9 protein-coding genes are annotated in these 13,431 nt (G+C 59.8%); 2 read left to right on the top strand and 7 right to left on the bottom strand.

What is annotated here, in order from left to right:
* Positions 1-161 precede the first annotated feature (161 nt).
* Entirely contained in the window at positions 162-2,738 is a 2,577-nt protein-coding gene (locus VGB22_07180; GenBank protein HEX9751047.1) for a hypothetical protein, read from the top strand.
* Between the two features lie 249 nt (positions 2,739-2,987).
* Here the strand turns inward: VGB22_07180 and VGB22_07175 are convergent, their stop codons facing one another.
* The 5 genes from VGB22_07175 to VGB22_07155 all read right to left on the bottom strand — a co-directional run bounded on the left by VGB22_07175 (position 2,988) and on the right by VGB22_07155 (position 9,628).
* On the bottom strand, positions 2,988-3,203 hold the full coding sequence (locus tag VGB22_07175; protein HEX9751046.1) for a hypothetical protein: 216 nt from the start codon (positions 3,201-3,203) through the stop codon (positions 2,988-2,990).
* A gap of 259 nt (positions 3,204-3,462) precedes the next feature.
* The gene (locus VGB22_07170) at positions 3,463-4,416 is read right to left on the bottom strand and encodes a Stp1/IreP family PP2C-type Ser/Thr phosphatase (protein HEX9751045.1); all 954 of its coding nucleotides are present in this window, start codon (positions 4,414-4,416) and stop codon (positions 3,463-3,465) included.
* Between the two features lie 232 nt (positions 4,417-4,648).
* Entirely contained in the window at positions 4,649-5,851 is a 1,203-nt protein-coding gene (locus VGB22_07165) for an FHA domain-containing protein (GenBank protein ID HEX9751044.1), read from the bottom strand.
* Between the two features lie 29 nt (positions 5,852-5,880).
* Positions 5,881-8,400: a PEGA domain-containing protein gene (locus VGB22_07160; GenBank protein HEX9751043.1), complete on the bottom strand. Its 2,520-nt coding sequence runs from the start codon at positions 8,398-8,400 to the stop codon at positions 5,881-5,883.
* Positions 8,401-8,572: 172 nt separating this feature from the next.
* A complete protein-coding gene (locus VGB22_07155) occupies positions 8,573-9,628 on the bottom strand; it encodes a hypothetical protein (protein ID HEX9751042.1) in 1,056 nt (351 codons plus the stop codon).
* A 156-nt stretch (positions 9,629-9,784) separates the two neighbouring features.
* Between VGB22_07155 and VGB22_07150 the strand changes: the two genes are divergently transcribed.
* Entirely contained in the window at positions 9,785-11,200 is a 1,416-nt protein-coding gene (locus VGB22_07150) for an MATE family efflux transporter (protein ID HEX9751041.1), read from the top strand.
* A 28-nt stretch (positions 11,201-11,228) separates the two neighbouring features.
* Here the strand turns inward: VGB22_07150 and VGB22_07145 are convergent, their stop codons facing one another.
* Both VGB22_07145 and VGB22_07140 read right to left on the bottom strand, forming a co-directional pair.
* Entirely contained in the window at positions 11,229-12,119 is an 891-nt protein-coding gene (locus VGB22_07145; protein HEX9751040.1) for a DNA-formamidopyrimidine glycosylase family protein, read from the bottom strand.
* Positions 12,120-12,254: 135 nt separating this feature from the next.
* A partial coding sequence (locus VGB22_07140) for a T9SS type A sorting domain-containing protein (GenBank protein ID HEX9751039.1) occupies positions 12,255-13,431 on the bottom strand: 1,177 nt, incomplete at its 5' end.

Genomic DNA, 13,431 nt, shown 5'->3' with positions numbered 1-13,431 from the left:
GGCAAAATCTCAAGCCGTAGCCTACTCGCAGAATCTCCCCTTTGAGTTTCCGCACGGCCCTTGAATTGGTCGGGTCATGAACTATACCTTAGGCACAAGAGCTCCTGCGCCGGAGAGCACTTCGGCTTACGTGAACCGCTGTTCACTCGGAGGGAAGTGACATGAGACGCGTTGTGACGCTTGCTGTTGCGGCCACAGTGGTGTTCGTGTGTGGTTTCGCCAAGGCTGAAATGCCTCGTACGCTGAGTGTGCAGGGAAGGTTGACTGACACGACGGGCCAGGCACTTCAGAACGGCTCATACGAAATGGACCTTGATCTGTTCACCGTGCCGAGTGGAGGGACCCCGATTTGGAGCGAGCACCAAGCCGCCGTCGGTGTGGTTGACGGATTATTCAGCATAGCCCTGGGCAACTCGACTCCCTTGGACGTCCCCTTCAATCAGCAGTACTATCTTCAAATCGAGATAGGAAGTGGGCCAGGAATTGTCGCCCCGGTGGTATTCCCCGGGCGAATCCCATTGACCTCGGGGCCGTACGCGCTTGGCGCGGACTCAGCCAATATTGCTCTTGGCGCTTCACCAATAGGTCCGGCGGGAGGTGATCTGAATGGCTCTTACCCGAATCCAGACCTTGCGCCCAACGCGGTAGGGTCATTGGAAATCGCAGACCAATCAATCCAGTCGTCGGATGTCTCCGCGAGCTTTAAGGCTCCACGTGCTGATACAGCGGATTACGCCTCGGCAGCTGCGCTTTCGAGACCAATAAGTCCTGGGATTTCATCCGCCGAATTGCTGGATGGATCCATTGAGCGCATTGATGTGGCGGTGGACTTTAAAGCCCCGCATTCCGACTCAGCTGACCATGCTGATGCCGCGCCGCCCATTGGAACGGCTGGAGGAGACCTCAGTGGGTCTTACCCGAATCCGGTGTTAGGTACAAATTCAGTCGGATCAAGTGAGATTATTGATGGGTCAATTCAACGCACAGACGTCGAAACAAGCTTCAAGGCGCCGTACTCAGATTCAGCCGACTATGCTGGTTCTGCGCCATTGGTACGACCTATTACTCCGGGGGTCGGCTCGCTTGAAATCGCGGACGGGGCTGTAAGTTCCATTGATCTGGCGACGGGTGCTGTTACGCAGGCTAAGATCGCAGACTTGCAGGTCACGAATGGAAAGATTTCTGACGGGGCAGTGACCACAGAGAAGATGGCTGATGCAGCCGTGAACACCGGAAAGCTGTCCGATAACAGTGTTACAAATGTGAAACTTGCCGAGGGAAGCGTGACTACAGGAAAGCTCTTGGACGCATCTGTCACGAACGCAAAGTTGGGACCACAAGCCGTGACAAGCGACAAGATCCAGAATTATACAATTCAGACAGAGGACTTATCTCCTACAATTGTTGTTCCGAATGCAGACTCGATAAGTGGTATACCTGCTTCTCGGAATCAGGTTCCGAACGCTCTGTATCCATTGAACGCCACTGGCGGACTTGAGCTACGACGTGATGGGCCGCTCACGAAAGACGCGGACTCAGCTGCAGCCATCGGCCCATTGGCTGCCTTCTTCGTGGGTTACGTTGGAGGAAAGGTGCTCGACGTAGTGCTGGAGGGCCTTGGTGATGCAGTCGGGATTAATGCGCCAAACGGAGGCACCGCACTGCACTGTCAGAGTCCATCCGGTTACGCTGGATTGTTTGAAGGAAACGTCCAAGTCAATGGCGGCAGTCTCACGGTTCAGAATACCATTATCGGAAGCATCCAGAACTCGGAGCAGCTCGGGGGATACCTCCCCGGAAATGCGGGAAGTACGATTCCGATCAGCAATGGGCAGGTCTGCGTCAACTTGAATGCGGACAAACTGGACGGAATCGACGGGTCGAATTTTGTGAATGTCGCAACGGATTACGGACGCTTTAACGTGGTCTCAGATCTGTACGAGGGCACCTCGACGCTCACAAACAGATATGTAAACGAGGGGCAATCCAATTCAATCACGTCGTCAATGATTCAGAGTGGTGCAATCGGCAGTTCTCACATTTCAACCTCAGCAGACGTGACATTGGCGGCAATTACAGCCGGGAATATCAATTATGCAGTACCCGCATCGGCCGTTGAAGGTTTTAGCACCGCCGTAGATGGTGCATATGGATACACTGGCAGAACAGATGGGACTGGTGTAACAGGGAGGTGTGACAATGGGACACTTGCGTATGGGTTGTGGGGTAGGTCGACAACGGGTTATGCGGGGTATTTCAACGGAAAAGTGCACGTAAATGGAGCACTGTCGAAGAGTTCGGGGACGTTCAAGATTGATCACCCACTTGACCCTGCAAACAAGTATCTCAGTCACAGTTTTGCAGAATCTCCGGAGATGTTGAATATTTATCGCGGGGCGGGAGAGCTTCATGGAGGCGTGGCAACGGTGGAGCTGCCGAGTTACTTTTCCGCATTGAACTCCGATCCAACTGTCTCACTAACATGTGTTGGAGGCTACTCAGCATTGTATGCTGAAGAAGTAGCGGGGAACTCATTTGTTGTGCGTCTCGCAGACGGGAATCCAGATCAGAGGTTCCATTGGGTCGTGTACGGCGTGCGGAAAGATGCATGGGCATTGCAAAACCCAGTTATAGTTGAAGAAGAGAAGGAGAGTGATCTGCGGGGCCGGTATCTCAATCCCAAAGTGTTTGGCCTCCCAGAGGAGCGGAGCATAGAGATGGCTAAGCCTTCAAACTAAGAGGATCTCATATAGGGCGGGCAGATGTTCCGCGAGCAAAAAAAGGGCAAGAGGGCTGGGTTTTAGACCCAGCCCTTGAGAAGGAGTAGCAATCCAAGAATGATTGTGGCTCCGACTCCGAACTCGACGAAATCCTTGATGAGATACGCCCAGAGGCTTGGTGAGTGGTAGGTTTTGCGCATACGTGATACCGATTAGCTGATAAGTTGAGTGCAGGCGGATGAGCCGCCGCCTGCGCCGGCTGGTGCCCTAAACCTTGGGCACCGTCACCTCGTCGGACGAGACAGTCTCGCCCTTCGCGGTGCGCGGTCGCCGTCCGGAACCGGATTTGACCCCGTTCCAGAACGACTTCCGAATCTCCTCGGCGACGAACTGCCGCATCCGCTCCCGTACTTCTTCGTACGGGACCTGCGGGTCGGCGATGATCTCGTCGAGGCGCTTGTAAACACCGTCTATGTAAGCCATACGACGTGTGTCCTTTCTCCAGCGAAAGAATGATTAAGCGGATTGGCTGTGGCTCGACCGTGCTCGCCACAAGACGCTGGTTTGCCGTTCCTGCCCTCCTCCATTGGCATAGAGGGCTGGAGTAGCCGAAGAAGACTCATGCCGTCAGGCAGAGTCTTCGTAGGCCAAGGCGTCCTGCTGTGGCCCGATGCCCTGCGTGACGATTAGGTGACCGCGATCAGAGATCGCGGCCGCCCATTCACTCGGAGCTCCCGCCCGCCTACTCCGGCGGTCTCTGCTGGCGTGAGAGATTCAGGGGAATGCGGTCTGTGCGTTCTTCGGTGAGATCGATGCTGTCGGCGTCGCCGGAGCCGAACATCATGTCGAGATAGGCGTCTTCCTTGTCGCCGATTTCGGCGGGGGACTCGGGAACGGTGCCGCTCTCGCTCTGCAGCGATTGCGGATGGTCGGCGTCGCGCACGACCGCGATCGCCGCGGTGATGTTGTCGGGTCCGCCGCGGTCGTTGGCGCGCTCGATCAACTCGCGAATCACCTGCGCAGGATCGTTGCTGTTGCGGCGGATCGTGTCGGCGATGTCGCCGTCGGTGAGCACGCCGGAGAGTCCATCGGAGCAGAGCAGATACCAGTCGCCGGTCTTCGCGGGGATCACATTGACATCGACCGCCACGGCGGGCCGTGTCCCCAGTGCGCGCGTAATGATATTGCGGTCGGCGAAGGACTCGGCCTGTTCGGCGGTGATTTCATTGCGTGCGACCAATTCCGCCACCAGCGAGTGATCGACCGTGACCGGCTCCAATTCACCGGCGTGCCAACGGTACGCGCGGGAATCGCCGACATGGCAGACTGTGACCGTGCCCGACGCGACACGCAATGCGACCAGCGTGGTTCCCATGCCGGCCATCTGCTGTTGCGACTGCGCAGCGAGGAAGACACGCCGGTTGGCCAGCCGGATCGCCCAGACCAACTCACGAGCTTCGTGGGCCAACTGCGGCTCGTCCCAATCGGGCTGCGCCACAACAGGCATGCTCGCATCGCGGGTGAGATACGCCTCGACCGTCTCGACCGCACAGCGCGATGCGACTTCCCCCGCCGCGTGGCCGCCCATGCCGTCGCACACGATGGCCACCTGCTGCGCCGGGATCAGCCGATAGCTGTCCTCGTTGATACGTCGGACCTGGCCGATATCGGTCTCTGCGAGCAACTCAACTTTCATGGGAAATGAATGCGCGGAGTCCCGACGGTTTTCGACATCGTCTGGGTTCGCTTCCCTCGACTCCGCTTCCCCCGACTCCGCTCGGGACAGGTGGGACAGGTTGCTCACCACGAGCCGCTGGGGCATCACCTCATGACGGCCCGGCGTCGATCCCAGACTCTCAAACATAACGGTCGCTGACCCCCTCAGGCAACGATTAGAGGCAGCGGATTCGGAATTGCGCCGGGGCTAACTACATCAGCCACAAGAACAAAAACCCGACGACAAAGACGATCGCCACGATGATCGCCGCCCACATCCAGGGGGGCCGTCGACCACCGCCTCTTTTGTCATCAATCGGCAGAAACGGGTTCTCATCTAAGCCCCCAGGCGGCGCGGCATCTTGTTTTTGCGGCTTCGCGGCAGGCAGCTTAACAGACGCTCCCAGGGGGTCCAATGCGGAGGGGTCAGCAAAAGGATCGAAAGGGCCGGGCGGTCTGGGCTGGGCAGGCGGCTCGTCGAGCGACAGGGACACGGCCTCTCGAATCGGCCGGGGCGCGGCGGGTTTCGGCGGAGACGCCGCCGGCCCGGAAGCTTGCTGCGCTCCGAAGAGCTCAACTCTCAGCAACGTACTCTTACGCGCCGAGCGAATCTCGATTATATCGTTGTGGTTCAATTGGATGGGTCTTCCTGGCACGACCTGAGTGTCGTTGACGAACGTCCCGGCCGCGCTGCCGCAATCCTCGACAGATATCGATTTCCCTTCGACATGGACAGTGGCATGCCGCCGTGACACGCTTGTGTCTACTTCCCCCTTTTCGTCAAGACGGACCACGACGCGGTTCTGTGAAGGGTCGCGTCCGATAGCGGTCTCGCCCGGAACGAGCTCCCATGATTGCCCCTGCAGTGGTCCGCCGATCGCCACCAGCCGTCCGATCTTCTGTATGAAGACTGTCCGTTCCGCATCGCGCGTCGGTGCGGGCGCTATCTGGCTCGACTTGGGCGCGGCAGGAGCAGGAGTCACTCGTCTGGGAGGCGGCGGTGTGTCATCCAGCGGCGGAGGCAAATCCGGCTCCAGCGGCGGCGGCAACGGGACTTCATCGTGCACCCGCGCTGAGGGCTTCTCCGGCTCTTGCGCTCTGAGCGATCCGACGGCGGCACCGCCGTAGCTGACTTTGATTTCGTATCCCTCGACTGAGACGATCGCGCCCTCGTCCACGGGCGTTGGCACCGACACCGTCTCACCGTTGACGGTCATCGGCGGAACGGGAGTGCGTGGGTGCAGTGAATAGCGCCCCTGCGGCTGGTCTTTGACGAAGGCCGCTTGTTGGAGTGCAATCAGCAGGTCGTTGATATACAAAGCGCTGGTCTTGGCCGAACCCAGTTCAATGCGTTCCTGATCCAGGGAGACCTCTTGTACGGTGCGTCCCTGATGAGCGATCTCAAACCGAGGCATGGAGGATTGAACCGACGATTGGGTTTCGGTTACAACGGTCTCAGACTCAATGTAATCTTCTTGGTTCTGTCGCTGGGCGAAATACGTTCGCCGTTGATCTTGCCCTCAAATCCGTACTTGGACGCCTGCCAATCGTAGTCGCCGATCGGAACCTGTGTCGTCAGTTCCCCGTCGGGGTCGGTCAGTCCGTAACGTACGATCTCCCCGGAGGCTTTTTCAATCCCAATCACTTCGGCCCCGGCAACCGGGGTGCGGCCATCCCGCACGATAAACCGTACCCACGATTCCGATTCAGACTCGTCCGCTGTCTGACGCAACGTTGATCTTTCGGCCTCGCGCATCGCCACGGTCAATTGCATCGACTCGGCATCGAGAAGTACCGTCGTATCGGCAAAGCCATCCGCCGTCAGGTAGATATCATGCGGACGTCCGTCGAGGGTCAGCGAGTACGGCGTGGAGAGACCGTCGTCGGGCGAGCGCACATACTGGTCGCCGACACGAATCCATGCGATCGCGGCGGTCACCTCTTCACTCCGACGCCGCGCGTTGACGGCGTTAATGCGCACGGTCCGCCGCAGCACCGCCGCGTACACCGACGGCGTCTGCTCACCGACGTCCAGCGAGAATTGGTAGTCGAGAAACGGCGGCCGCTGCAGGTGGACCGTGTGCTCACCGTAGGGGAATTCGATGAACGAATTCGTCGTACCGACCGGCTGCAGGTCGCCATCCAGGAAGATGAGCGCCCCGGGCGGTTCAGAGACAAGGCGAACTGTCCGTACGAACAATCCGGTGAGTACCGCGATCGCGCCCTCACGCGAGGGTTCCCAGCGCCACATCACGGTATCGGTCGGTGGCAACAACCCCACAACGGGGTTGAGTCGCGCCGAGGGACGACCCCCCAAGGAACCCTGCCCGCGAAACTCGAACTCAACGGTGATTGTGTCATCGGCGGCGAGTATATACCCGACCGCCTCGCGATCGCGCAAGGGCCGGCCATCGACGATGGGACGCCCTCCGGCGGGAAGCGTGCTGAATGTCATTGATGTAGTAAACACGAAGTCCGGCATCTGCGACAGCGCATCGGTCTCCCGAATGACGAGCACCGTCTCAATCGGCGCGAATCCCGCATAGACGAATTCCAGCCGCAATGGTCCCGGCTCCAACCGTCCGTATGGCCACGGAGTGATCCCGACCGAATCGCCGTTGATCCGGACGCTCGCTCCCGGAGGCACAGTCTGCAAATACAAGGAATCGTTAAAAACGCTGCTGGGCGCCCCGGCCATTCTGTTAATGCTGCGATCGAGGAGATACCACGCGGCAAGCGCCAGGATGGCAATCAGCCCCCCGATTGCGACCCGCCTCCGTAAACGCCGAGGGCGACCCCCCCTCGGTTGTGAGGGCAGAGCTTCTGACGGCCGCTCGCGCGGATACGCGGGCGAGGACTCGGTCCGATGCGCCATCGGGACCGTGACGGAAAACCTGCGGGTCGGCATATCGTCCGGCGCGACGGCCTCAGTCGGAGTTTCGGGGTCGACGGGAATCTCGGATATCAACAAATCAGTCGTGGCAATGTCTTCGACGGCGCCGCCTGATCCTCCGCGCAACATCACGAGACGACGGCGCTGCTCCGCTTCTGATGGGCTGAGCAGTCCCTGCACGACCAGGGACCATTCGGCACGGCAGCGTTCAGTGTCGATCGGACCCGCGCTTCGACGCAGCTCGTCGCGCATGACGGTGGCCGAGGCAAAGCGCCGCGCGCGACTCGGTGCAAACGCCCTGGCCAGAAAACCCTGCATCTCCGGCGAGAAACGCGCGACGCCGAATGCCCGCTCGGCCTCTTCGGACAAGCCAGTGCTGCCGATCCGGCGGAACTCACGGCCGGACGCCGGCGATTGGTCGCCGGTCATCGCCTCATAGATGAGCCACGATATGCCGGTCAGATCATCGGTTGGATCCGGTAGCCGTCGTGTCGGATCGCGATCACTCGCCTCGGCAGCTTCTCCCCACCGCTGTGATGCCGCGTGTATCGTCCGCCCAAGCGCCCGACGCACCTGCGGTGTCACGAAATCGGTGACGAGAACGCGCCCGGTGGCGTCGACCAGCACGCGCTCGGCATCCAGCATGCCGTGGATGAGGACCGGACGCTTCGATGTGGACATGGATGAGCCGTGCGCAACAACAAGTGCATCGAGCACATGGTCGACGAGATACCAGACCAGCATCTCCGGGAGTCTCTTCGAGAGCGCCGCCAGCCGGTCGAGGACGGAACGGATGTCTAACCCGTCAACGAATGACGTGACGATGTAATGGGCACCATGGGCGTCCCGACTTAGCGCGTACGTCGGCACGACCGACGGATGCGCGAGAAGGGCGGCCTGACGTGCGACACGAAGCCAATCCTGCCCCGGAGAGGCGGAATCGGAGGTGCGCATCTCACGCACGGCGGCCGCGCGCTGATGCAGTCTGTCCCACGCGTAAAACAGACGTCCGCCCGAGCCGGAGTGAAGCTCAACCAGAATCTCGAAGCGTTGATCGAGAACCCGCCTCATAGTCACACGTAAAATAGTGCTCCGTCCGCACTGGGGTCTACGTCTTCAACACCTCATTTGTTCGGGCGGCACAGAGAATGAGGAAAACAAAGACGGCGGCTCGATTCCGAAGCCGCCGTCAGACTTGCGGGAGTCAACCGTGGACGGCGCCCTGCGGCGCCGGGGGCGCCCGTCACTTGACTTTCTTGAGTTTGGAATCGGGCGTGAAGTGGTCGGGCGTGATGCCGCCGGTGGAGATCTCGGTCACTTCCGCGATGAACGTCATCATCGCGCCCTCATCGCCGGATTGCGGCTCCGTCTCGTCGTCTGACTTTTTGTCGGACTTGTCGTCTCCGCCCATGAACTTCTCCATCATTTTCATGGCTTCGGCCATTTTGGCATCCTGCTCAGCGTCGCCGTCTTCGCCGGACATGCCCATGCCTTCGCCCTCCGCGAAAAGATTCATGCGCGTGTGCAAGGGCGATCCCTTCAGGTCCGCGGCGAACTTCGCGAATTCGTCGGATTCGAATCCATACTGTGTGAGCGCTTCGGCCATCACCTCGGCCGAGTTGGCGCCGGAATACTCCTCCAAACCCGTGGCCTCAGCGTAGGCGCGTGCAAAGGCGGCTTGCTCATCCATCCCCGGAACGTCTTCGGAGAGCATCAGGTCCATGACCACGCGAAACCTCACCTTGCCGCCTGTCTCGGTGTTCACGCCATTGACTTCCATCTCCACGCGGCTTTCGGTGCAGTCGTACCCGGCGTACGTTCCGGTCTTCCCCGTCTTGGCGACCGTGAGCTTGGGCTTCTCCATCTTGAACTTGCTGGTATCAAAACCCTGATCGTCAGACTTTCCGTCTTCGCCCATTCCCTGGCCGCCGAAGAGACTCGACTTGTTTTCTTTGATTTCGGAGATGGGGGTCACGCGCACGGTCTTTCGTTCATGGTCGATATCGTAGACGTTGCCCTCATCCAGACGTTCAATGCGCGTCGTTTTAACCGGCTTGCCGCCGCCGACGAGGCCGCCCAAAATCTTGCTCTTCATGTCGGTTTCGGTCACGGTGCACTGCTTGTCGGCCTGAATGTAAGTCTCGGTGGTGATCTCCGTATTGAAGAGGCCGCCCATGCCTTCGCTGCGGATCGTCTGCTTGATGGTGACATCGGCCATCGCGCTGCCGGCAGCCCACATGCCGCAGGCAGCAACGACCAGCAGGACCGCAAAGCGACGCCAACTGTTCGGAAGTCTCATGCGAACCCTCCTGATTGATTGAATCCATTGCGAATGGCAGTTGGTACGCCCGGAAGATACCCCGGTCCGGGAAGCAATCAAGCCACTTTTCTCTCGCTTGCGACCGTGATACGGAAAGACTGATCTTGCCTCTGGAAGTCATCCCCGGACAGCCACATGCACCCGGAACAGACGCCGATGTCCCGCGCGCGACAACTCATTCGTGATCTGGCCGACGCCATTCGCGGGACCGAGCAGGACTACACGCAGGGCGGCCTCGGACGCGCAATCGTGCTTCTGGCCATCCCCATGATGCTGGAGATGGTCATGGAGTCGGTCTTTGCCGTCGTCGATGTCTACTTCGTCTCATCGCTGGGGTCATCGGCCATCGCCACCGTCGGGCTGACTGAGTCAGTGCTCACGCTCGTATACGCGGTCTCCATCGGACTCTCGATGGGGACGACCGCTCTGGTGGCGCGACGCATCGGCGAGAAACGTCACCGAGAAGCCGCTGACGCCGCGGTGCAGGCGATCATCGTGGCGGCGATCGCCGCGGTGCCGTTTGCGGTCGCCGGCATCATCTTCGCCAAAGAGATTCTTGCGCTGATGGGGGCCGATGCCTGGAGCATCGAGCACGGTTACCGGTACACGGCGTGGATGCTCGGCGGCAACGCCGTGATCATGCTGATCTTCGTCATCAATGCCGTATTTCGAGGCGCCGGAGATGCCGCGATGGCGATGCGTGTCCTGTGGATTGCCAACGGCATCAACATCGTGCTCGATCCGGCGCTCATTTTAGGATGGGGACCGTTTCCCACGTTGGGTATCGAAGGTGCGGCCATCGCCACCAACATCGGACGTGGTGTCGGAGTCTGCGTCCAGCTCTGGGTCTTGTTGCGAGGGGCCAAACATATCCGCGTGCTGCTCTCGCAGATACGGCCGCAAGCGGACGTCATGAGGCGGCTGGTGCGCACGTCCCTGGGAGGAATCGGGCAGTTCGTCATCGCGACATCCTCCTGGATCGGACTCGTGCGAATCGTCTCGGTGTTCGGCAGCGAAGCGGTCGCGGGATATACCATCGCCTTGCGCATCTTCGTGTTTACGTTCCTGCCGGCGTGGGGACTGTCGAATGCCGCCGCCACGTTGGTGGGGCAAAATCTCGGCGCCAATCAGCCGGAGCGCGCGGAGCGCTCTGTCTGGTTCACCGGTTTGGCCACGATGGTCTTCATGCTCGCGGTGTCGAGCGTGTATCTGCTGTTCAATGAATCACTGATCCGGTTTTTTACCTCCGAAGCGAGAGTCGTCGCAATCGGCGCCGACTGCCTGCGCATCGTATCGTATGGGTATCTGTTTTACGCGTGGGGGCTGGTGATGCCGCAAGCGTTCAACGGCGCCGGCGACACCATAACGCCGACCAAAATCAACTTCTTCTGCTTCTGGCTGCTGGAGATTCCCCTGGCATACGTGCTGTCGATGAAGCTGGGTGCGCAGCAAAACGGTGTATATTGGTCGATTGTCGTCGCCGAATCGGCGGCGGCCCTGGTCGGGATTTGGCTGTTCCGTCGCGGGAAGTGGAAGGAGACGCGCATCTGACTCCGCGATTCCCACCAACACGCACCCATCAGGTTTCCCATTCATCGATTGTTCGCGGCCAGTCCTTCTTCAGCAATCGCGACAGGGCGCGATCGGCCAGCAGACGTCCTCCGGTCTGGCACCGTGCACAGTAGTTCGTCTCATTGTCCGCGTATCGAATACGCTGTATCGGGCTGTGGCACACGGGACACGGCTGCCCAAAACGGCCGTGCACCGCCATCGACGCATGAAAGGCCGTTACGTGCTTGGGAAATGCACCGCCGGCATCTGCGAGGAGCCGATTGGTCCAATCCGTCAGCGTGTCGCGCACCGCGTGATACAGCCGCGCAGTTTCGTCCGCGCTCAGCTTGACCGTCAGGAGCATCGGCGAGAGGCGCGCGCGGTGCAGGATTTCATCGGAGTAGGCATTGCCGATGCCGCTGAACAGTCGCGGATCGGTCAATGCGCGTTTGAGCGTATGATTTTCCAGCCGCAGCCGCGCTGCAAACTCCTCCGGTGTTGCCTCGAGGACTTCGATTCCGCCGCGGTCAAAGGTGTGGAGCGACTCCGCTGCCGGCACCATGTGGATGGAAGCGCGCCGTTTGGACCCGGCTTCCGTCAGTATCAGCGTTCCATCCGGAAACGTGACACTCGCCAACGCGATCCTGCCACCGGGCAGCTTCTCTCCGGGTCCGCGCCAATGCAGCCGCCCGGCGATCATCAGGTGGATGACCAGATACAAACCACCTTCAAATCCCAATACAATGCGCTTACCGATGCGTCTGATCTCAATGACCCGCTTTCCCTGAGCATCAGAGATCGCCGGGTCAGTCGTACGGAGCACAAACGGGTTGCGGATGTCGATCCGCTCGATTGTTCGACCCAGAATCCGCTCTTTCAGGCACTCGATGTAGACCGTAATGTCGGGCAATTCCGGCATGATACAAATTCCATCGCAACGGACAATTCGAGCTTCTGGAAAGAATATAATTCATGCGTCGCTGTTTCTGCGGCCAACAAAAATCCCCCCGCGACCGCGCGGGGGGATTGAGATACGTCTCAATGAGTACAGACATTACTTCAACAGGACCATTTTACGAATCTGCGTGTCGGTCTCCTGTGTGAGGCGATAGAAATAGATTCCGGTCGGTACAACATCCCCGCGTTCGTTGCGTCCATCCCACACGGCGTGCCCGATTCCGGCGAATCGAACTTCATCGAAGAGCGTGCGGATCGGCTGGCCGATGATATTGATGATCTCCAGACGCGCGCGGCCGGTGTTATTCAGATTGTACGCGATCGTCGTCGACGGGTTGAACGGATTCGGATAGTTCTGCGCCAGCGAGAATTGATCCGGAAGCAATCCGCCCCGGTCATCGCCGATGCCCAGAATCGTTGTGACTTCCAATTCGGTGAAGATACCGGAGTTGCCGGGGGCATAGCCGTCGACTTCGGCAAACAGGCGGATCTCGGTCGTCATGTTCGGCGTCGCCGGTGGAATCTGGACTTCGACGACAAGCTGAGCCGACTGACCGGTGTTGAGCGCGACACCGAGTCCTTTGACCGAATTCACTGTCGTCGTCCAGCCCTCGTCGTTCTCCGCCCAGATGGTAAATGTCTCATTTGTCTGCCCGGAGTTGGTCAACGCGACAACCATTCCGGCCGTCTTGCCGGCCTGCCCGACGATGTCTGAGGGACCGGTCGTCGTGGCGCCGGGAATGTTCGCGGAACCTACCGTAATATCGAGGCCATTGGTGCCGCTTCCCATAGTCCAGAGGTACGGTGCGGGATCGAGGACGGCCGAGAGCCCGTTGATCGAGAATACAATCGGGTCATTTGTCTCCGCACCCTCATCGACGCCCGGCGTGCCGGAGATGTCGCCGTGAATGTGCACCAGGTAATCGCCTGTCGCCGGGTTGACCGCGGCGGGACCGACGCCGGCGCTCACGTCGTCGGGATCGATCGCTTCAACGATATCGCCGGACTTGATGAACGCACCGTCATATGACGCCACGCCGGTGACATCGGTCGGGAACATCGTGGGATCAGTGGCTGTCTCGTCCGGCGCAGGAAGCAACCGCACGAGCGCATTGTCCGTCGAGATGGGCAATTCGCGCACGACCGTCGGATAGTACCCCGACCTGTAGACGCGCACATCAAATGAGCCGACACCCGGGTCTCCCAGCGCGAATGCACCGCTGCCGTTGGTCGTCCCGGACAATAACACCGATCCTCCGGGGTAGGAGTCCCAG

This window comes from Candidatus Zixiibacteriota bacterium, from assembly GCA_036397555.1.
Classification (GTDB): domain Bacteria; phylum Zixibacteria; class MSB-5A5; order WJJR01; family WJJR01; genus DATKYL01.
This window is presented reverse-complemented; position numbering and strand designations above follow the sequence as displayed.

Bases quoted from the DNA above. Each gene is read 5' to 3' on its own strand.
- VGB22_07155 (HEX9751042.1), bottom strand. From the start codon at position 9,628: ATGAGACTTCCGAACAGTTGGCGTCGCTTTGCGGTCCTGCTGGTCGTT.
- VGB22_07180 (HEX9751047.1), top strand. From the start codon at position 162: ATGAGACGCGTTGTGACGCTTGCTGTTGCGGCCACAGTGGTGTTCGTG.
- VGB22_07145 (HEX9751040.1), bottom strand. From the start codon at position 12,119: ATGCCGGAATTGCCCGACATTACGGTCTACATCGAGTGCCTGAAAGAG.
- VGB22_07150 (HEX9751041.1), top strand. From the start codon at position 9,785: ATGCACCCGGAACAGACGCCGATGTCCCGCGCGCGACAACTCATTCGT.
- VGB22_07165 (HEX9751044.1), bottom strand. From the start codon at position 5,851: ATGCCTCGGTTTGAGATCGCTCATCAGGGACGCACCGTACAAGAGGTC.
- VGB22_07175 (HEX9751046.1), bottom strand. From the start codon at position 3,203: ATGGCTTACATAGACGGTGTTTACAAGCGCCTCGACGAGATCATCGCC.
- VGB22_07160 (HEX9751043.1), bottom strand. From the start codon at position 8,400: ATGAGGCGGGTTCTCGATCAACGCTTCGAGATTCTGGTTGAGCTTCAC.
- VGB22_07170 (HEX9751045.1), bottom strand. From the start codon at position 4,416: ATGAAAGTTGAGTTGCTCGCAGAGACCGATATCGGCCAGGTCCGACGT.